The sequence below is a fragment of the Microcoleus sp. LAD1_D5 genome (assembly GCF_036702115.1).
GTDB lineage: Bacteria > Cyanobacteriota > Cyanobacteriia > Cyanobacteriales > Microcoleaceae > Microcoleus.
On sequence record NZ_JAUBSA010000005.1, the window covers coordinates 85,844 to 106,215 of the forward strand.

15 protein-coding genes and 2 pseudogenes are annotated in these 20,372 nt (G+C 46.2%); 13 read left to right on the plus strand and 4 right to left on the minus strand.

The genetic code is table 11. The features are described from left to right. Nucleotides 1-5 precede the first annotated feature (5 nt). Nucleotides 6-176, minus strand: coding sequence for a hypothetical protein (locus tag QUA70_RS04100; protein ID WP_333345149.1), 171 nt, complete (start codon nt 174-176; stop codon nt 6-8). A gap of 93 nt (nt 177-269) precedes the next feature. Here QUA70_RS04100 and QUA70_RS04105 point away from each other — a divergent pair, with 93 nt between their 5' ends. Then, entirely contained in the window at nt 270-1,964 is a 1,695-nt protein-coding gene (locus tag QUA70_RS04105) for a calcium-binding protein (protein ID WP_333345151.1), read from the plus strand. Nucleotides 1,965-2,031: 67 nt separating this feature from the next. On the opposite strand, the gene QUA70_RS04110 is transcribed toward QUA70_RS04105, so the two are convergent. Next, nucleotides 2,032-2,394, minus strand: a complete 363-nt coding sequence (locus QUA70_RS04110) for a hypothetical protein (protein ID WP_333333661.1) — start codon at nt 2,392-2,394, stop codon at nt 2,032-2,034. 401 nt (nt 2,395-2,795) lie between these two features. Here QUA70_RS04110 and QUA70_RS04115 point away from each other — a divergent pair, with 401 nt between their 5' ends. Then, nucleotides 2,796-3,638, plus strand: a complete 843-nt coding sequence (locus QUA70_RS04115) for a photosystem II manganese-stabilizing polypeptide (protein WP_333333659.1) — start codon at nt 2,796-2,798, stop codon at nt 3,636-3,638. A 462-nt stretch (nt 3,639-4,100) separates the two neighbouring features. Continuing rightward, complete coding sequence (locus tag QUA70_RS04120; protein WP_333345153.1) at nt 4,101-4,874, plus strand: RNA polymerase sigma factor SigF; 774 nt, start codon at nt 4,101-4,103, stop codon at nt 4,872-4,874. A gap of 94 nt (nt 4,875-4,968) precedes the next feature. Here QUA70_RS04120 and QUA70_RS04125 read toward each other — a convergent pair whose 3' ends face one another. Then, nucleotides 4,969-6,135, minus strand: coding sequence for a pyridoxal phosphate-dependent aminotransferase (locus tag QUA70_RS04125; RefSeq protein WP_333345156.1), 1,167 nt, complete (start codon nt 6,133-6,135; stop codon nt 4,969-4,971). A 237-nt stretch (nt 6,136-6,372) separates the two neighbouring features. On the opposite strand from QUA70_RS04125, the gene QUA70_RS04130 reads away from it, so the two are divergent. The 9 genes and pseudogenes from QUA70_RS04130 to nrdJ all read left to right on the plus strand — a co-directional run bounded on the left by QUA70_RS04130 (nt 6,373) and on the right by nrdJ (nt 17,905). After that, the gene (locus tag QUA70_RS04130; RefSeq protein ID WP_333345158.1) at nt 6,373-6,885 is read left to right on the plus strand and encodes an adenine phosphoribosyltransferase; all 513 of its coding nucleotides are present in this window, start codon (nt 6,373-6,375) and stop codon (nt 6,883-6,885) included. A 235-nt stretch (nt 6,886-7,120) separates the two neighbouring features. Continuing rightward, on the plus strand, nt 7,121-8,161 hold the full coding sequence (locus tag QUA70_RS04135) for an ABC transporter permease (protein WP_333345160.1): 1,041 nt from the start codon (nt 7,121-7,123) through the stop codon (nt 8,159-8,161). 45 nt (nt 8,162-8,206) lie between these two features. Continuing rightward, nucleotides 8,207-8,641 carry a hypothetical protein gene (locus QUA70_RS04140; protein WP_333333649.1) on the plus strand — a complete coding sequence of 145 codons (435 nt, stop codon included), beginning with the start codon at nt 8,207-8,209 and terminating at the stop codon, nt 8,639-8,641. A gap of 7 nt (nt 8,642-8,648) precedes the next feature. Further along, nucleotides 8,649-9,221 (plus strand): hypothetical protein, encoded by a 573-nt coding sequence (locus QUA70_RS04145; RefSeq protein ID WP_333345161.1) that lies wholly within the window; start codon nt 8,649-8,651, stop codon nt 9,219-9,221. 224 nt (nt 9,222-9,445) lie between these two features. Next, nucleotides 9,446-10,009, plus strand: a pseudogene (locus tag QUA70_RS28525) (leucine-rich repeat domain-containing protein); the annotation flags it as partial. A gap of 564 nt (nt 10,010-10,573) precedes the next feature. Further along, nucleotides 10,574-11,083 (plus strand): annotated as a pseudogene (locus QUA70_RS28530) (DUF6745 domain-containing protein); the annotation flags it as partial. Between the two features lie 706 nt (nt 11,084-11,789). After that, entirely contained in the window at nt 11,790-13,952 is a 2,163-nt protein-coding gene (locus tag QUA70_RS04155) for a DUF4394 domain-containing protein (RefSeq protein WP_333333643.1), read from the plus strand. A gap of 163 nt (nt 13,953-14,115) precedes the next feature. Next, entirely contained in the window at nt 14,116-14,403 is a 288-nt protein-coding gene (locus QUA70_RS04160) for a hypothetical protein (protein WP_006630975.1), read from the plus strand. A gap of 208 nt (nt 14,404-14,611) precedes the next feature. Beyond that, nucleotides 14,612-17,905 (plus strand): ribonucleoside-triphosphate reductase, adenosylcobalamin-dependent, encoded by a 3,294-nt coding sequence (gene nrdJ / locus QUA70_RS04165; protein WP_333345165.1) that lies wholly within the window; start codon nt 14,612-14,614, stop codon nt 17,903-17,905. 82 nt (nt 17,906-17,987) lie between these two features. Here nrdJ and QUA70_RS04170 read toward each other — a convergent pair whose 3' ends face one another. Next, complete coding sequence (locus tag QUA70_RS04170; RefSeq protein ID WP_333332842.1) at nt 17,988-19,274, minus strand: Glu/Leu/Phe/Val dehydrogenase; 1,287 nt, start codon at nt 19,272-19,274, stop codon at nt 17,988-17,990. 330 nt (nt 19,275-19,604) lie between these two features. On the opposite strand from QUA70_RS04170, the gene QUA70_RS04175 reads away from it, so the two are divergent. Further along, nucleotides 19,605-20,216 carry a DUF4126 domain-containing protein gene (locus QUA70_RS04175; RefSeq protein WP_333332845.1) on the plus strand — a complete coding sequence of 204 codons (612 nt, stop codon included), beginning with the start codon at nt 19,605-19,607 and terminating at the stop codon, nt 20,214-20,216. The last annotated feature ends 156 nt before the right edge of the window (nt 20,217-20,372 follow it).

Consider the following 20,372-nt stretch of genomic DNA (forward strand, 5'->3'; position numbering starts at 1 on the left):
CGGGCTCATTTCGTTTGTCGAGTTTGAATTCCTTGAGTCCGATCGACTAATTTGTATTTGAAAAAATCCATAATAACTAAATTAGATTGCCGATCGGGCATTATACCAGCCCCGATCGCAACTGCGGACACGAGCAAAACTTCCAGTGCCCCTTCGCCAGATTGCCAAAATCTCAATTATGCTAACCTAGGCAAGCAGCAATCCCTTGTCACGAAGGCGATTAACATAATTTCAAACAATTTATTTGATTTAGGAGCGGTGTATCCCGTATGGCAAATCTGATCGGCACAGACAGCAACGACTTTATTCTAGGAACTCCTCTGAGCGATCGAATTCGCGGCTTAGATGGCGATGATTCGCTCCTGGGTGCGGGAGGAGATGACACCCTAGAGGGCGACGGCGGTAACGACCAGCTTCTGGGAGGTGACGGAGCAGATTCGGTGATTGGGGGTGAAGGAAATGACGAACTTATTGGCAACCAAGGCCGCGATTTTGCTTCCGGCGGGAACGGCGACGACTCGATTCGTGGCGGTTTAGGCAACGACATCCTCGAAGGCAACGACGGGATAGACAGCGTGTTGGGAGACGCAGGGGACGACTTAGTTAGTGGCAACGCAGGCTCTGATGTGATTGCTGGCGGTACTGGTAACGACACCCTCACAGGGGGTGACGGTGACGATTCCGTGTTCGGGAATGCTGATGATGACTTTCTCTACGGGAATTTTGGGAACGATTCTCTCAACGGCGGCAGTGGTAGGGATCAAATGTTGGGCGCTGAGGGCAACGATTATTTGACCGGCGGCGACGGCGACGACACTTTGTACGGCAATGCCGACAACGATTCGCTCTTCGGAGACGCTGGTAATGACCAGATATTCGGTGGTAAGGCTGACGATACAGTTTTTGGTGGCAGCGGTTCCGATACCCTTCGCGGCGATGAGGGCGACGACTCGGTACTGGGAGATGAAGGCAATGATTTCCTGTTTGGTGGCAAAGGTAATGATGGTATCGACGGCGGTTTTGGCGATGACTCCTTGGCCGGAGGTATCGGCGACGATACAATTTTGGGCGGTTTCGGCAATGACAATTTATTTGGGGCAGAGGGTAATGATTCTCTGATCGGAGGTGAGGGTTCGGATACTCTGACTGGTGGCAGTGGCAGCGATGTCTTTGGATTGGGAGCCGGGCCTGGCAGTTTGGTTTTAATTACTGATTACAATGACGCAGAGGATTTCTTTGGACTGCCGAGCAATTTATCTTTCGGTCAACTGGTAGTTAGCCAAGGCAACGGTTCAAATCTCAGGGATACAGTAATTACGCTCGACGGCAAGCTTTTAGCAATTTTGACAGACACTCCGGCGGCGCTGATCGATGTCAACGATTTTATCGCTGTGACTGGGACGGTTACTCCCAGGCCAACCACCATTACAACTACAACTACAACTACAGTTACAACCACAATTACAGATCCAACTCTAACTCCAACTCCAACTCCAACTCCGACTCCAACTCCAACTCCAACTCCAACTCCAACTCCAACTCCGACTCCAACTCCCACGGAAGCAGCGACGCCGACTCTCACGGAAGAAGCGACGCCGACTCTCACGGAACCAGCGGCGCCGACTCCGACTCCGACTCCGACAGCAGCACCAACTCCGACTCCGACAGCAGCACCGACTCCGACTCCGACAGCAGCACCGACTCCGACTCCGACAGCAGCACCGACTCCGACTCCGACAGCGGCACCAACTCCGACTCCGACAGCAGCACCAACTTCGACTCCCACGCCGACTGCTTCGAGGATTCCAACTCCGCCGACAGTTAGTGTGCCTGATTCGCCTCTGCTGTCAATTAGTTCGATCCCCCCGACTCCCGGACTATTGCCAATGCCCGGTCAGACGCCGATATTCCCGACGGCGGTGCCGAACCCGATACCCTTAGCTCCTACACCTTTTGGGTTCTAGGCGCGATCGCGCAGCTTAGTGATGAGTGATGAGTTAATGTAAAACTCACTAAACTCATCACTCAAAACTATTTAACGTCCTGGGGAGTTTCGGCCGAGTCTTGTGGTGACTCGGCTGGAGAATCTTCTAGGGGAGATAATTGTTGGGTGTACCCCAAGAGCGATCGAAGTTTCATGCGGTGGATGTAAGGCCAGCCGCCATTGGCTTCAATATTCCTGAGCAGTTTGTAAAGTGCTTGGCGGTTGTCGGGAAAAGACGCTTGAAACAAACCGTCCCGAATTTCCCGGTGCGAAGCTTCCAGCGTCCGCAGCAGGGCCAAAAGCAGCAGACTGTCTCCCTGACAACTTTCGGCTAAAGTCCGAATCGCCTCTGTCACCGATTGCATTTGAGACTGCAACTTTTCTGACTCTAAATCTTTGCCGTTGTCCATACCGCTGCTTCCTGTGAAATCTACAAGGCCTTTGTCCCCAGCCTTTTGGTCAACCGACTAATCGAGCTAGTCGCGATCGCCATTCGGGGCCATAAGCAAAGTAACTTAAGTAGGTTGACTTAAGCAATATTAATTTGCAGTCCAAGTCAGGAAAAGAGCACAACCCGTCGTACCATGTGTATTGGGCTGCGATCCGAACATGATTGAGAAATCGTAAGTTCATGCTTATTTTCACGGCGCACTAGCTTGATTTTTTGAGTCAATGCCGGTCTCGGTGAAGCGAGCGATCAGGATCTAAATGCTGCCCTAAGCGCTGGCCTAGCCTGCCGGCGGGCAATTATATTTTGCTCGAAGTAGGGCTTTTTCTTAATATAATCCGATGTTGGATATTGAGGTTTGCAATGAAATATCGTGCTTTAATTGTTGCACTTTTAGCATTTTGCATGAGTGCGCTGGTTGCTTGTTCTTCTGCTCCTGACTCGACGGTGGCAACTACTGAGTTGCTCACCTACGACGAGATTAGAGGTACTGGATTGGCTAATAACTGCCCTAGCTTGGCAGAAACTTCTCGGGGATCGATCCCCATCGAAGCGGGTGGCACCTATAAACTGACTGGTTTGTGTTTGCAGCCCACAACTTATTTTGTCAAGGAAGAACCAGCAAACAAACGCCAAGAAGCGGAATTTGTGCCTGGTAAATTGCTGACCCGGTTCACGTCGAGCATTGACCAAGTTCAAGGTACGCTTAAGGTCGGTACTGACGGAACTCTGACTTTTACAGAAGAAGACGGCTTGGATTTTCAAGCAATTACGATTCAGTTACCGGGCGGAGAACAAGTACCTTTCTTGTTTACCATTAAAGAATTAGTTGCTAGTTCTGATCCTGGAGTAGTTGCTATCAATACTTCCACCGATTTGAGAGGGGAGTTTAACGTTCCGTCTTACCGCAGCGCAGGCTTTTTAGACCCTAAAGGTCGCGGGGTATCGACTGGCTATGACAATGCTGTAGCGCTTCCGGCTTCTGACAATTCCAAACGTGTGCGGGCTAATGTTAAGGTGGCTGACACCCGCACCAAGGCGGGCAAAATTTCTCTCCAAGTTGCTAAAGTCAACAGCGCCACTGGCGAAGTTGGCGGGATTTTTGAGAGCACGCAGCCTTCTGATACTGATTTGGGAGCTAGACCGGCTCTGGACGTGAAAATTCGGGGTTTGTTTTACGCTCGCATTGAGCCTTCTGTCTCGTAAAATTGGCTTTCAGGATCGATCGAACTTAAGCAGTTTTTTGCCCTAAAGGTACTGCTAGCTCTTCATTAGCCAACAGTCTTGAGCAACATAACTTAGGACTGTTGACTAATGACTAAATTTATGATTGAATTGTGGTCATTGGCAAGCTATGAAGTTGGTATTTTTTATTAATTAAAGTATTGTATTCAAAGTGCTTTCAGCTTATAATATATTTTTAAAAAAACCTGGTTAAATTGGGGATTGTGCCGAAGGCCTTCTACATGGTAAAAGTCTGCCTTATGCCGAAAACCTTCTGATAATCCCGCTAAATCCGTTCACGTTCGGAAAGTTAAACTGGTGTGTCCGCTATCACACCTATTAAGTGCTAGGATTACACTAGCTAAAAGTGAATTGTTTTAGACTAGATTAGAAGCTAGATCTAAAGCAACCTCAGTCCTCTGCTCTACCAACCCTTATGTCACCATGTCTACCACAGTGCCGAACGAGCTAAAAAGCGAAAATTTGCAATTGTTGCGCGAGTACCAAATTTCTGGATCGAATGAAATCCGCAATCAGTTAGTTAAACTGAATATTGGACTGGTCAGAAAAGAAGTTTACCACTGGATCAACCAGTGCGGTGAAAGCTATGACGATTTGCTGCAAGTCGGATGTATGGGGTTGATCAGGGCGATCGAGCGGTTTGATATCGCGAAGGGGCACGCTTTTAGTTCCTTTGCAATTCCCTACATTCGGGGCGAAATTCAACACTACTTGCGGGACAAAAGCCCTTCTGTGCGATTTCCCCGCCACTGGCAGTCCCTGGAACGCAAATCAGTAGCAGCGATCAAGGATTTGCAGGTGCAGTTAAACCGCAAACCTACGGATGCTGAAGTAGCAGCAGTGCTTGAGGTTTCTGTAGGAGAATGGCAAGAAATTAAGTTGGCCCATCTCAACCGATCGCCTCTGAGTTTGGATGCGCCGATGCAAGATGAAGATGAGGGGGCTACTTGTCTGGGAGAATTGGTGCCCGATACTAAGTATCGGAGTTTTCAGTTGGCGCAAGAGGATCAAATTCGCGTACAGCAAGCTTTGGCTATGTTGGAACAACGGACTCGCGAGATATTGGAGTTTGTTTTTCTCTACGATTTGACGCAGAAAGAAACGGCTGAACGCTTGGGTATCAGTGCGGTGACTGTTTCTCGGCGAGTTAAGAAGGGGTTGGATTTGCTCAAAGAGATTATGACTAAACAGCTTTAGTCATTAGTCATTAGTCATTAGTCAGCAGTCAGCAGTCACCAGTAAGCTGCTACCGATAACAAATAACAAATAACCACTGACTACTAACTAATTTTTAGATACTGCGGACAAATTTATCGAGCCTTTCTACGGCTTTTTTAATTGTGCCTAAATCGGTGGCGTAAGACAAGCGAATGTGGTCGTCTGCACCAAACGCAATCCCCGGAATAACTGCTACTTGCTGCTGTTCTAAGAAAGCGTCGCAAAATTCCAGAGAATTCATTCCAGTTTTGCTGATGTTGACAAACATATAGAAAGCACCGTCTGGTTTAATACAGCTAATTCCAGGGACAGCATCGAGTAATTCAAATATTACCTGACGCCTTTCGGCAAAAGCTAGACGCATTTTTTCGACAGATTCTTGGCTGCTTTCCAAAGCTGCGATCGCGCCGTACTGTGCAAAGGTACACACATTTGAGGTACTGTGACCTTGAATCGTGCCGGTGGCTTTAATTAATTCGCTCGGCCCGGCCAAATAACCGATTCGCCAGCCGGTCATCGAGTAAGCTTTAGCAAAACCGCTGCTGATCAGGGTGCGATCGAAGATTTCTTTCCCTAGGGAACCGATGCTGACGTGTTGAGCCTCGTCATATATAATTTTTTCGTAAATCTCGTCAGCAACCACTAAAATATCTCGATCGACTATCACCTCGGCCAATGCTTTGATTTCCGCCGGAGAGTAAACCATTCCCGTCGGGTTAGAAGGCGAATTCAGTACAAATAACTTGGTTTTGGGAGTAATCGCTCGACTCAGTTGTTCCGGTGTAATTTTATATCCTGTAGAAGCATCAGTCCGTACAATTACTGGCTTGCCGCTAGCGAGTTTCACCATTTCTGGGTAGCTTAGCCAGTAGGGAGCCGGAATAATTACTTCCTCTCCAGGCTCGATCAGAGCCATCATCAGATTGTAGAGGGAATGCTTGCCGCCGTTGGTGACAATGATATTTTCCGGTTGATAGTTGAGATTATTGTCATCGCGGAGTTTGCGGGCGATCACAGCTTTTAACTGCGGTTCCCCAGCCACAGGGCCGTACTTAGTCTTCCCCTCGTCTAAAGCTTGTTTTGCCGCTGCTTTAATGTGTTCGGGCGTATCAAAATCGGGTTCTCCCGTACTCAAACTACAGACATCAATTCCTTCGGCCTTCATGGCTTTAGCCTTAGCGGCGATCGCCAAGGTTATCGAAGGAGAAACCTCACCCACTCGTGCTGCCAACTTAATCATTGGATTTTAGATATTAGATTTTTGACTTTCGATCATAGGGTGACAAATGTTGATATTCAACCCTGTTGTTAGGGAATTATGACATTTGTTTACATAGTACGTAAAGGATTAAGCAATTAAAGAATAAAAATTAAAGAAGCTCTTAGTTTTAATTTTTATTTTTTAATTTTTAAATTTTGACGTTATTATTGTAGCATTTTTGATGCCTCGTTACCCTCAACGCCGATCTGCAAGCTTATGGATCTCAAATCTCTGATTCGCGACATTCCTGATTTCCCCAAGCCGGGAATTATGTTTCGAGACATTACAACTTTGCTGCGCGACCCGCAAGGGCTCAGCTACACTATTGACAGCTTAGCCGAAAAATGCTCTGCAATGTCTGTTGACTATGTGGTGGGCATGGAATCGCGGGGCTTCATCTTTGGCGCGCCTTTGGCTTATAAAATGGGAATAGGCTTTATTCCTGTCCGCAAACCGGGGAAACTGCCAGGTGCGGTTCATTTTGCTGAGTACGAGTTGGAGTACGGTGTCGATCGACTGGAGATGCACCGAGATGCGATGACAGCGGGCAGCCGGGTGCTGGTTGTGGACGATTTAATCGCCACTGGCGGAACAGCGGCGGCGACGGCTAAGTTGTTGGAACAAGCTGGCTGCGAGCTTGTCGGTTTTGCTTTTATCATTGAATTGCAGGCTTTGGGTGGCAGGCAGAAATTGCCCGATGTGCCGATCGTCACGCTAGTTGAATATTAGTTAGTTAACAGTTAACTGTTGACAGTTGACAGTTGACAGTTGACTGCTGAATAAAAACTACTGACAAATAATATCCTTGAGCTTTGCATCGGAATTATTCATCTCTCTCTTCTGGAGACTCTGCTATCTCTGCGTCAAGAGCGGTTAAATCATTCCGATGCAACCGGAATTAATATCATTCACAATTCTTCAATTCTTCAATTGTTCAATTCTAAAATCTAAAATCTAAAATCGTATGACTTCTCTTAAATTGAATCAAAATTCGCGAGGGTTGAGTTCTCTGTTTGGCAGGGAGACAAAAACTTATGTTTTCAAGCGACTGTTGCAGGCACTTTTAACGCTATTTTTGGCATCGATGCTTTGTTTTGCAATTATTGAACTGGCACCGGGAAATTACTTGGATACTTTGAGCCAAAATCCGAAGATTTCGCCGGAGACTCTCAAGCAACTCGAACAGCAGTTCGGCTTAGATAAACCAGCGATTGTGCAGTATTGGCTGTGGCTGCAACAAATTGTAACGCGGGGGAATTTTGGCACGAGTTTTGTGTATCAGCGCTCCGTAGCTTCGCTGCTGTGGGAACGGGTACCGGCGACGTTATTGATGGCGATCGCATCTTTGATTGTAACTTGGGCGATCGCGATTCCTTTGGGAATTGTCGCCGCCGTCAATCAAAACCGCACAGTCGATCGAGTTCTGCAAGTAGTCAGCTACACGGGACAAGGATTTCCCAGCTTTATCACAGCGTTGCTGCTGCTATTTTTTGCTCAGAATACTTCGCCTCTGTTTCCCGTCGGAGGAATGACAAGTATCGACCACGCAGACTTACCTTGGTGGGGTCAAATCCTTGATTACGGCTGGCACTTAATTTTGCCAACAGTCGCCCTCAGCCTTACTGGTTTTGCGGGTTTGCAAAGATTGATGCGCGGACAATTTTTGGACGTGCTGCGTCAAGATTATATCCGAACAGCACGGGCTAAAGGTTTGCCGGACGATCGAGTAATTTACGTTCACGCTTTGCGGAATGCAGTTAATCCGTTGATTACCCTATTGGGTTTTGAGTTTGCTAGTTTGTTGAGCGGTGCGTTTATTGCCGAATATTTCTTTAATTGGCCGGGTTTGGGAAAGCTGACTCTGGAGGCCGTGACTAATCAAGATTTGTATTTAGTAATGGCAAGTTTGATGATGGGTGCGACGATGTTGATTGTTGGGAATTTGTTTGCGGATTTGCTGCTGAAAGCTGTCGATCCTCGGATTAAGCTGGAAGATTTGAAGTGATAGAATCATATTTGACTGTAAATTTGATTCTCGTTAAATTCTGTTGTGACACAATCATTTTCAAATAATGTTCCTAGCCCTCGCTTTTCCAATCAGTCCCCCGCGACGCTAAATGATGAAATTCGATCGGCAGATGAGTTAGGTATCAGACCCATTAAAGTGGGAGAAGCAGGATTTGACGATATAATTAATGAAGGTACTGTCAAATGGGCAGTGACAACCAACCTAGAACTCCTTATAATTCCGAAATTTTTAGATGTTAACAATGAAATTTACCATACGGTTATAACTCGCGGTCAGCCTGTTTTGGCGGCGGGAGAAGCCGAGATTGTCGGCACCAACGGTTTGTATATTTTGCTAACAATCAGCAATCACAGCGGGCATTTTAGACCCAATTCAGAGAGCTTAGAACTAGGAATTGCAGCCTTTAGGCAGCAAGGAGTCGATCCAAATAATGCTGATATCGAATATGTGGAGTAGATAAATTATGACTCAATCTCCTACGACAATATCCCTCGATCGCATTCTCGAACAAAATGCCGAATCTGTACTGATTTGGGCGAACAACATATTTTCAGGTCAAACCACCGAACCACAAGGGTTTAACTGGCTATTATTAGCCGATGTTGCCTCGGCTAAGGCTCGAAAAGGTCAAAATGGTTCCGGTTTGTGCGATCGCAAATGGGCAGAAGTAGCAATCGCAATTTACGATCGCAAAGCCGATGATGCCGATCGGAAAAAACCAGGTAGTGGCGAGTCTTTTACGATTTCCTCAATGATGTTGCGGGCTGCGATGATAGAAAAACAGGAAGTAATTTCCGATCATCCTGTTCTCGATGTTAACTTAATTTTAGAATGGTTTTGGGAGAACGTCCAAGAGTCGCAGGAAGATGTCGAAAAAAAGGCAGCTAATTGGAAAACGCTACCTATTGCAGAAATTCGCGAGTTAAGAAAACTTAAAAATCGATTGAAAGTTATTGCAGCACTTTCTGATACTGATAAATATGTTTTAGATGAAAAACTCAACACTTGGCTTTTACTACGCGATAAACTACCATAAAAGTGCGATAAATATTCCCATGCCCCATTCCCGATGCCCCATTCCCCATCTAGGAGTGTTTTATGTCAGAAAAACCACCAAACGAGCCAATGAGTTTTAGTCGCTTTGCGGACTGGTGCAGGCATATTGACAGTCTTTCAGAATCGGCAAGGCACACAGTTAAAGTGTTGTTAGAAAAGGCTGGCACTGATGACGCACAAGAAGCGGAGCAGATACTTTCAAGCATGACCGAATTGGATCTCAGCAACACGGGAATTAGCGATATCAGCATCCTCGGCTCGCTCACCAATCTGATCACACTGTCTCTCGACTGCAATCAAAATACCGACATCAGCATCCTCGGCTCGCTCACCAATCTCACCACACTGGATCTCAGCGACAATCAAATTACCGACATCAGCTTTCTCGGCTCGCTCACCAATCTGAGCACACTGAATCTCAACGACAATAAAATTAGCGACATCAGCATCCTCGGCTCGCTCACCAATCTGACAACACTGTATCTCGGTGGCAATAAAATTAGCGACATCAGCATCCTCGGCTCGCTCACCAATCTGACAACACTGCATCTCTGGGGCAATGAAATTAGCGACATCAGCATCCTCGGCTCGCTCACCAATCTGACAACACTGGATCTCGACAACAATAAAATTACCGACATCAGCTCCCTGGGCTCGCTCACCAATCTGACCACACTGTATCTCGAATACAATAACAATAAAATTACCGACATCAGTGCCTTGCGATCGCTCACCAATCTGACAGAACTGAATCTCGACAACAATCAAATGACCGCTATCTGCGTGTTAGGCCTCCTCGCACAGAAACATCTTACTCTCTCGACTACGCCAATTGATGCTCAAAAAGCCACAGAAGCTGTCAAAGTTGCCTATGCCGCTATTAGCCTAGAAGAACCCCAAGTTATTGTTTGCAGCAGTCCCCGCGACGCTTTTATCCAAATTTTCAACTTGCCCAAAGGCGACCATTCACCAAACTGCTCAGACGAATGGGACAGCAATAGATTGGGGGAAAAGCTAGATTGGAAATTGATATCCATGTCCCCATCGATTGTGGGAGAATTTGCAAGTCCGGGCGTGTGGCAGTATGAGCTCGATCGCCTGACGATCGAGTCCGAAGCAGACAGCGCACTGAGTTCGCTAATGAGGGAATTGGTTGACGAATTAGAGCGATCAGAAGGAACGATGGGGAATGTTTTTCCCAATCATTTGTCCGAGCTGAGATACCATTCAACCCCCACGAATTTGTTTAAAGAAATCTATTTGACTGAATTGTATATCTCTTCATCAGGTGTCAATCTGTCCCAAAAGGCACAAGAAATACATCACTGCCAAAAGCTGCTTTTTGAGCATTGCGGTTTTATATTTCCCTTTGAAAAGATTTGCGCGGTGTGCGATCGCCCCCGCCACCTGCGCTTTGACAGTCAAAACCGCTTGCACGCTGAAGGAGAACCTGCGATCGAGTTTGCCGATGGATGGAAAATTTACTATTATCACAGCGTCAGATTGCCTGAAGAATACGGCAAAGTCCACCCCAATCAATGGCAATCCCAATGGCTTTTAGCAGAAGAGAATGCCGAAGTGCGGCGAGTGTTAATTGAAGGAATTGGTTACGAGCGCATAATTCAAGAATTGTCAGCAAAACAAATAGATAGTTGGCAGGAATATGCACTATTACAAATAGATAATGCCGATGTAGAGCCGATTTGTTTGTTAAAAATGACTTGTCCGAGTACGGGATTCATTCACGCTTTGAGAGTTCCACCTAACCTGACATCAGCGAGGGAGGCAATTCGCTGGGCAAATTGGGATATTGATCCAGAGGAATTTTCCGTGCAGACTTGATATAATGGCGGCGACAGTATATACTTAAATCAAGTTAGATTAGCAGTCACAATGTGTTATTGCGTAAGTCCTGAGAAAGAAAGAAGGAAGGAAGAAAGAAAAGCTAAAAAACAGCTTTTGTGCGTTCCCAGGCAAAACTCATTGGTGTTAACTTAATGTGAAACCCCTATTCAGGCAGAGGTTTAAACCCCTGCCTGAAAGCTTAATTCCTCTTCAGACGACTGTTCAACTTATTAGGTCAATTCCGCAGTTATTATCCACTTTATATTGAGCGATGGTGGTCGCCGCTACACACACAAAGCTCACCTTCGCAGGCTTTAAGATTAAAGTTAAAAAAGAATTTCTGACTGTACAGATCCAAAATTATAGAGTCAGCGTATATTACTAATGAACGCAGTACAAAATTTCATAGGTTCGCACCCCTAAAAAATTCAGCTTGCCTGTTTGCAGTTTAGCTGCGATCGCCCGCCAGCTACACAGCCAACTATAAAATACGGCTAAGCGATCTATCTTTAGGAGTGGGTTTATTTGAATCCGGGGGCGGGTTTATATATCATTTGATCTGCCTGTAATACTTGTATGGCAAGCCACCCCTACAGCCGAAAATCAGAAAAACTCTCCTAAAAGTGCGAATTTGTGATATTTTGACTGAGAATACCACCGCCGTTAGGCAACAGAAGTATCAAATTTAGAGGGTAATTAGAGGATGGCAGAAATTAGAGGCACCGCCCAAGCAGACTTGCTAGCAGGAAGTCCAGAAGATGACCTGATTTTTGGTTTAATGGGGAATGACACCATTGCCGGAAACTCTGGTAATGACAGCATTTATGGAGGTAAGCAAAGCGATTTAATAGATGGCAATTCAGGTCAAGATTCGCTTTTTGGAGATTTAGATAACGACACTATTAACGGCGGAGAAGGTAACGATTTTTTAGTGGGCGGAAAAGGCAGCGATTCCATATCGGGCAACTCCGGCAATGATGTTTTGTCGGGCGATCGAGATACTGATATCCTGATAGGGGGAGAGGGGGCAGACCTATTTGTTTTGAGGCGCTACGCTGAGGCTGACCCTTTCCGTACCAGTGGCGGTGTTAGTTTGGCAAATGCCGACGCGATCGCCGATTTTGCTGCCGGTACAGATTTAATCGGTTTGGCGGGAGGACTCAGTTTTAGCGACTTGAATATTCAGGAAGCTGGAAACGATACTGTTATTCAAGACCGGGTAACAGGAGAATTTCTCGCTACTCTCAGAGGAGTGAGGCAAAGTGCGATTAACCAGGCAAGTTTCACTAATAATATTGGCAGCGTTGTTCCCAGCCCCCCGCCTCCAGCGCGGACAACGGCTTATGCTTTAACTCCTGCTAATCGGATTGTCGGTTTTAGTCTTTCCAATCCGGGAAGTGTACTCTCAGATTTGCCCGTGACTGGATTGCAAGCGGGAGAAAGTTTGCTGGGAATTGATTATCGGCCGGCTAACGGTTTGCTTTACGGTGTGGGTTCTAGCAATCGCTTGTATACTGTCAATCCGATGACTGGGGAAGCAAGTCCTGTCGGTAACGGGGAGTTTGCTGTTCCCCTAACTCCGGGGGCTGCGGGTTTTGATTTCAATCCGACAGTCGATCGAATTCGGTTTGTCAATGAAGGCGATCAAAACGCCCGCCTCAACCCGGATAACGGGGCACTTGTGGATTTTGACACGGTGGCGGGGGGAATTCAACTCGACGGGAATTTGGCTTATGTTGCGGGCGATCGCAATTTTGGGTCAAATCCGGCGGCAGCAGGGGCTGCGTATGTGAATAACTTTGCAGGGGCAACTTCGACAACCCTGTTTGTAATTGACAGCGATTTGGATGTTTTGGTGCGACAAGATCCGCCGAATAATGGAGGGTTGAATACGATCGGATCTTTGGGAGTTGATGCTACTAGCATTCTCGGCTTTGATATCAGGAGTATTGGCGGCCGCGAGGTGGCAGTGGCGGCGCTGGAAGTTGGTGGCATTTCCGGCTTGTACAATATCAATTTAAGTAGCGGTCAAGCTTCCTTTGTCGGTCAAATTGCCGACGGGAGACAGATTAACGGTTTGGCTTTGCCTTTGCCTACAGCTTACGCCTTAACGGTCAGAAATGGCGCTGAAACAATTGTAGGTTTTAACGAGGCGGGACCGCGGGCGATTCTCAGTGACGCAGCAGTTACGGGGTTGCAGCCGGGAGAAAGTTTGCTGGGAATTGATTTTCGCCCCGCTAACGGTTTGCTTTACGGTGTGGGTTCTAGTAATCGCTTGTACGCGATTAATCCGGTTACTGGGGCTGCAAGTCAAGTCGGTAGCGGGCAGTTTGCTGTTCCTCTAACTCCGGGGGCTGCGGGTTTTGATTTCAATCCGACAGTCGATCGAATTCGGTTTGTCAATCAACCTGGTCAAAACGCCCGCCTCAACCCTGATACTGGGGCACTTGTGGATTTTGACACGCTGACGGGGGGAATTCAACTCGACGGGAATTTGGCTTATGCTGCGGGCGATCGCAATTTTGGCAATCCCGGCGCTGCTGCTGCTGCTGCGTATGTGAATAACTTTGCAGGGGCAAATTCGACGACACTATTTGCAATTGACACCAATTTAGACGTTTTGGTGCGACAAGATCCACCGAATAATGGGGTGTTGAATACGATCGGATCTTTGGGAATTGATGCTGGTACTGTTCTCGGCTTTGATATCAGGAGTGTTGGCGGTAACGAGACGGCTTTGGCTGCGATCGAGGTTGGCGGAGTTTCCAGCCTATACAATATCAATTTGACGACCGGTCAAGCTTCTATCGTCGGTCAAATAGGTGACGGGCGAGGGATTAAAGGCTTAGCACTGACTTTGATTTAACTGCTAGATTCCCAGCGATTTTAGGCATCAATTATGTACTTTTTAGGTAGAAAGTTGAAAAAAACTCAACTTTTCTACTATCTCAAATTGTCAGTCTAAAATCGTTTGGGCAATTTCTAATTCCCAATTTGAGGTAACATATTATTTTGACAACCAAGATAAGATGTTATCTCAAGTTTTTTACTTGCTACGTTCCCGCAGTGACGGCAAATATCTGTCCGCGAATCCCAACCCAGATGCGGCAGTGAGTTACCTGCTGATGTTTCGCGAAGACTATGACGCTTTGAGTTATCTCAACGCCCACGCTGCTGATGTTGCCGATCGATTTGGAGTAGAATCGATTTCCGGTTCTCAGGTAAAAAAGCTACTCGAACGTTGGGGCTTTAACGGTGTGGGGGTTGTTCAAGACCCGCTGTTACCCAATATTGAGTTTTTATTGACAAAGGATTGACAATTGACAAGATTTGCTATTCACCCGCTTTCAGGAAGAAATCGGGTTTTTTTGTCAAGTTTTGAGGATCTCGCCCGATCGAGCTTGTACACTTCTGTGCCCCATATTTAGTGCAAATTGTCAAATATATTAACCTTTAACCCTAAATCTGAATCCTGTTGTATATTCGTAGTCTGTTGATATATTCCGACACGTCAGTACACAACCTATGGTTCGAGAATTAGAGCGATCGAGTGCCAGCGAGAAACGCAACCTGTCCGATTTCCCCGAAACAGCACCCGCAGCCAATCCAGTATTTTTTAGGACTTACAGCCGCCGTACCGAGACGGGAAGGGAGACTTGGGCCCAAGTGTGCGATCGAACAGTCAAGGGGCTGCAAAAGCTGGGAAACCTCACCCCCGAAGAAACACAACTGCTGCACCGGATGCAAAACCAGCTCAAAACCCTCGCTTCAGGCCGCTGGCTGTGGGTAGGGGGCAGCAAATGGATCGAACAACCAGAGAATTTTTCCGGCGCATATAATTGCTCCTCAACAAATATTCTCGACTGGCGTTCCTTTGGTTTGTTAATGGATTTGGCAATGATGGGCTGCGGCACTGGGGCAGTCTTGGAACCACAATATATCAACCAACTGCCGCCGATCCGCAACCGTTTAACCCTAACCATGCAAGGCGAAATTGGCTCTACACCCGCCCAGTCGCGCCGTCAAGAAACAGAAGTAAAAATAGCAGAAAAAACCGCAACTATTTATGTCGGAGATTCTCGCCAAGGTTGGGTAAACTCCTATCAAACTTTGCTGGAATTATCCACAGATGAAAGATTTGCCGGAGAAGTTCAAGTATTCATCGATTTGAGCGACGTTCGCCCCGTGGGAGAACCTTTAAAAGGTTTTGGCGGAGTAGCCAATCCGGTGAAATTGCCCGACCTTTATCAGCGCTGCGCCGCAATTTTGAATAAAGCTTTAGGGCGGCAGTTAAATTCAGTTGAATGCTGCGTGTTGATTGATGAAGCAGCGGTCACAATTGTTGCTGGCAATATTCGCCGATCCGCCGGAATTCGTCAGTTTTCTTTCGATGACGAACTAGGGGCAAATGCTAAAAATAATTTGTGGCAGCAAGATGATAACGGCAACTGGAGAATAGATCCAGAACGCGATGCCCTTCGGATGGCCAACCATACGCGAGTTTTCCATACCAAACCTACACTAGAAGAATGTATTGATGCTGTCCGCAAACAGTATTACAGCGGCGAAGGTGCGATTCAATGGGCCGGCGAAGCTGTAGCTCGATCTAATGTTGATTTACTTTCAACACCGAGTCTTAAACTTGAGTTTTTGAAAGCTTACGACGAAGGAAAAGCTAAAGATTGGTTGCAGGAACGCTATCCTAATATGACTGTGGAAGAATTAGAGCATCGGTTAGTCCGCATGGGTTTAAACCCGTGTGGTGAAATAATCGGCTCTAATTTTCATTGTGTCAGTGGTGACACTCTGCTAATTACTAGAGGCGGACTGCATCAAATAAAGGACGTTGTTGGAACTGAAATCGAAATTTGGAATGGTAAAAAATGGAGTTCAGTCACACCATTTCAGACAGGGAGTGATACTTGTGGCGGGCGACGCAAACTTTATCGTGTAAAGTTTGGTGATGGTACTTATCTGGATGCCACAGAATATCATCGTTTTTTTGTCAAGGATCGCTTTGGTAAAGTTTACAAAGAAGTTCAAACCAAAGACTTGATGGATACAAGTCGATATAGCATTCATACTGAACCTTTTACAATTCAGTATGAAGATGGCATGAATATCGATTCAAGTTATGCTTACACTTTGGGTGTGGCTGTAGGAGATGGAACTACAGACCAAAATGACAATGCAAAAGTTCGACTTTACGAACAAAAAATGGCATTGTCAGTGGCAGGAAATAAGTCTCCTGAAAGAAGCTATGACTATTTACCTGCTTTTACCGATGTAACTAACTTGAGCTTTTCTGGAGAGTTGCTGAAAAGTTTGAAAGTTAACCCAGAAGCACTAAATGTAATTGCGAGCTGGAATCGGCAAGCAATTTTACATTTTATTGCTGGATTAGCTGATACGGACGGCTCGAATACCCACAGTAATGGTATCAGAATTTATATTTCTGACCGCGATCGCGCTTTCAGAGTTCAGTTACTTTTGACTAAATGCGGTATTCGTTCGTCGCTAAATCTTTGCGCTCATCAAGGGTCAATTACTAATTACGGTGTCCGAAGTCGGGATTTGTACTACTTGCAAATTACTGACTGTGGTGAAATACCTTGTCAGCGGTTAGATGTGAGCAAAGGGACGAATGCTAAAGGCAAAGGTAAATGGCAAGTCGTCAGAAGTGTCGAAGAATTACCAGGATTGCACGATACTTACTGCTTCAACGAACCAGAGTTTCATAAGGGAGTTTTCGGCAATACCCTAGCTGGAAACTGTAATTTGGCGGAGGTTCACCTCAATCAACTTGACCCTTACAACTTCAAAGAACAAGAGGAAGCTTTCACCGCCGGAGCTCTATCTGTAGCGGTACTTCTCAATCACAAATTTCTTGAACCTCGCTATCAATACAGCCGCGAACTAGACCCGATTGTCGGCGTATCTTTCACGGGATTGTTCGATTTCTTCGTTCATGCTTTTGGCGTTGAGTGGCTGCGCTGGTGGGTGGAAGGCCGCCCGCAAACTCCCCAAGGAATCGCTTTTAAACAGCGGGAAGAAGAGTATTTGAGTGGTTGGCGGGAGATTGTGAATCGGGTAGTATGGGATTATTGCGATCGCCATTCCTTAAAACGCCCAAATCGCTGCACAACCGTTCAACCATCGGGTACTAAATCTCTGCTGACAGGTGCTTCCCCCGGCTGGCATCCGCCGAAAGCCCAGCGTTTCATTCGCCGCATCACTTTCGGCAAAAACGACCCCGTAGCCCTCGCCTGCATCGACTACGGATACAACGTAATTCCGTCTCAATCTGACAAAGATGAAAACGGCAATTTGTTGAACAATCCCTTCGACGAACGCTGCACGGAATGGCTGGTAGAAATACCCGTTGCGGTAAGTTGGGCTGACTTGCCCGGTGCTGATGAAATTGACATTAACAAATTCTCAGCGGCGGCACAAATGGACTTTTATATGCAGGTGCAAAAGTTCTATGTGCGACATAACACCAGCGCGACTATTGAGTTGCGGGAAAATGAAGTTGAAAGTTTGGGTACTCGGATTTACGAAGCGATTCGCGATGATGAAGGCTACATTTCCGCAGCGCTTTTGGCTCGGTTTGATGCTCTTGAAACTTTCCCGCGTCTGCCTTTTGAACCCGTGAGTAAGAAAACTTACGAGACGATGTTGAAAGACGTTTTAGTTCGTCGCCAAATAGATGTTTTTCATGCGGCACTGAGTCGTTATGACTTAGGTGAAATGATGGATTCGGGACCGGCTGGCTGCGATTCTGATAAGTGTTTGATGCCGGAGACTAAGGCTATGTAATAGCCAATAGCCAAATCCCCGACTTCTGAAATTACTTCGATATTTCACGAACATAACCAGAAGAAGTCGGGGATTTTATTTCTCAACCATTCACATAATAATCCCGTGTTCCCTTCGCATTCATCGCTTCTCCGAGTCGATTTAACCCGTACACGTAAGCAGCAGTTCTCATGGAAACTGACAATTCCTGAGATTTTTTCCAAATTGCCTCAGTTTCTTCGACCATTTTATGCTTCAACCGCTGGTTGACTTCCTCCAGCGTCCAATAAAGCCCGCTGCGGTTTTGCACCCACTCAAAATAACTAACCGTTACGCCTCCCGCATTGACTAAAATATCAGGAATTACCTGAATCCCCCTCGCTTCTAAAATCAAATCAGCAGCAGAATCAATCGGCCCGTTAGCTACTTCAAGAATAAACTTAGCCTTAATATCATTAACATTTGCTTCCGTTATTTGATTCTCCAAAGCTGCTGGAACGAGCACGTCTACATCTAATGCTAAAAGCTGTTCATTTGTCAAGATTTCGTGTTCGATAATATTGCAAACAGAACCTTCGCAGTAAAGAGCTTTGATACCTTTGTTAGAGTCTTTAAAGCCTCGAATACTGGGGATATCCAGCCCTTGTTTAGCATAAATTCCCCCTTGGGAATCGCTGACAGCAACAACTTTGTAACCTGCTTTCCAGAGAAGTTCAGCTATTTCTGCACCGGCATTACCAAAACCTTGTACTGCTACAGTTGTATCTTGAGGATTTAGCTCAAATTTGGGTAAAATAGTTTCTACTACAAAAAAAGCACCCATTGCTGTTGCCGTATCTCTGCCCAAACTGCCACCAATTGTCACTGGTTTACCAGTCACCACCGCTGGAGAAAGCTGCCGCTTAATAATATTGTATTGATCCATCATCCAACCCATAATCATGGGATTGGTGTAGACATCCGGCGCGGGAATATCGACATCGGGGCCGATGAAATCTGCGATCGCATCGACATAGCCCCGGCTCAACCGTTCCAATTCCAGTTTGGACAATTCCTTGGGATTGAGAGTAATTCCGCCCTTGGCTCCTCCAAAAGGCAAGTTCAAAACTGCACATTTAAAAGTCATCCAAAATGCTAAGGATTGCACTTCATCAAGGGATACTCCCGGATGATAGCGCACTCCTCCTTTAGACGGGCCTCTGGTATTGTCGTAGCGCACCCGATAACCTTGAAAAATTCGCAGGGAACCGTCGTCCATCCGCACGGGAATCGATACAATTAAACTGGATTTGGGGTGTTTCAGCCGTTCGATCGTATCCTCGGAAAGGGACACATATTTTAAGGCTCGTTCTAATCGGCGACTGGCATCGGCAAATAATGAATCAGACATAAGAAGTTAGTTGACTGTTGAGTGTTGTTAATTGACTGTTGTCAGAGAGAAAAAGGCTTCGGGTGCTTAAGCTAATTTAATCACAATCCTGGTTGAATGCTGCCTCCTTTCTTCTGACAACAGTCAACTAAGAACACTCAACTGTTTTGTATTGATCGACAATCTCGCAGGGCCAAGCAGCAATTAAGCAGATACACTTACAATAGAAGGTGATATTTAAGCTCAAGCCTCAACTTGAGTTTGATCGCTCAAATCACAGCCAGCCATCAGGGGAATTAAATTCTGAAATAGATCGAGGCTTTAGCTGACGTTAGAAACTGAATTATTATTATGGTTGGACTCCTAGCCGCACTCTCTGCGTCTGCGGCAGGGGGTATGAGAATTGCCCTGCCCCTGCTGTTAATTGGTTTGTTGCGGATTGACAAACTTTGGTCGGAAATACCTCTATTGTCGGGGGTTCCCCCCCAGGTGGCTATCACCATCTTGGTGAGTTGGTCGCTGTTAGAGTTATTTGCTTCTAAAACCTTTGTAGGACAGCGGGTACTGCAAATTGTGCAAATTATTTTCAGCCCTATTGTAGGAGCAATTATGGGAATTTCGATCGCTCAAGTAAGTTCGATCGAGGAAATTATTGCTCACCCTTGGATGCTGTGGATAATTGGTATTGTCGGAGGTTTGTTGGCTTTAGTGCTGCAACTGGTACAAGCAGGATGGTTTTATCGGCTGCGGGGTTTGCCGATTTGGGTGATTTTCCTCCAAGATGTTCTGTGCATTTCCTTGGTTTTGTTTGCCTTTGACGCCCCGCGGCAGGGAGGGTTATTTGCTATGCTGCTGCTGTGGCTGGCAATTCGCAGTTCTAAAGAGTGGTATCGCTGGTACAAAAGTCAGGGAATACCGGGTGATAGGGGAAATCCCCGCCGCCGCAAGCGCGATCCTGATTAATTAGTGATTAGTTATTGGTAATTAATCATATCGTTTGCGGTTGTTTCGGAATGATTTAACCGCAGATACCGCAGAGGGCGCTGAGGAAGAGAAGAGAGATGAATAATTCAGATCCCAACGGATTTGATATCATTAGTCATTTGTAACAACAGTCAA

Coding starts and splice junctions, on each gene's coding strand:
- QUA70_RS04105 (WP_333345151.1), top strand. CDS start 270: ATGGCAAATCTGATCGGCACAGACAGCAACGACTTTATTCTAGGAACT.
- QUA70_RS04110 (WP_333333661.1), bottom strand. CDS start 2,394: ATGGACAACGGCAAAGATTTAGAGTCAGAAAAGTTGCAGTCTCAAATG.
- QUA70_RS04115 (WP_333333659.1), top strand. CDS start 2,796: ATGAAATATCGTGCTTTAATTGTTGCACTTTTAGCATTTTGCATGAGT.
- QUA70_RS04120 (WP_333345153.1), top strand. CDS start 4,101: ATGTCTACCACAGTGCCGAACGAGCTAAAAAGCGAAAATTTGCAATTG.
- QUA70_RS04125 (WP_333345156.1), bottom strand. CDS start 6,135: ATGATTAAGTTGGCAGCACGAGTGGGTGAGGTTTCTCCTTCGATAACC.
- QUA70_RS04130 (WP_333345158.1), top strand. CDS start 6,373: ATGGATCTCAAATCTCTGATTCGCGACATTCCTGATTTCCCCAAGCCG.
- QUA70_RS04135 (WP_333345160.1), top strand. CDS start 7,121: ATGACTTCTCTTAAATTGAATCAAAATTCGCGAGGGTTGAGTTCTCTG.
- QUA70_RS04145 (WP_333345161.1), top strand. CDS start 8,649: ATGACTCAATCTCCTACGACAATATCCCTCGATCGCATTCTCGAACAA.
- QUA70_RS04155 (WP_333333643.1), top strand. CDS start 11,790: ATGGCAGAAATTAGAGGCACCGCCCAAGCAGACTTGCTAGCAGGAAGT.
- QUA70_RS04160 (WP_006630975.1), top strand. CDS start 14,116: ATGTTATCTCAAGTTTTTTACTTGCTACGTTCCCGCAGTGACGGCAAA.
- nrdJ (WP_333345165.1), top strand. CDS start 14,612: ATGGTTCGAGAATTAGAGCGATCGAGTGCCAGCGAGAAACGCAACCTG.
- QUA70_RS04170 (WP_333332842.1), bottom strand. CDS start 19,274: ATGTCTGATTCATTATTTGCCGATGCCAGTCGCCGATTAGAACGAGCC.
- QUA70_RS04175 (WP_333332845.1), top strand. CDS start 19,605: ATGGTTGGACTCCTAGCCGCACTCTCTGCGTCTGCGGCAGGGGGTATG.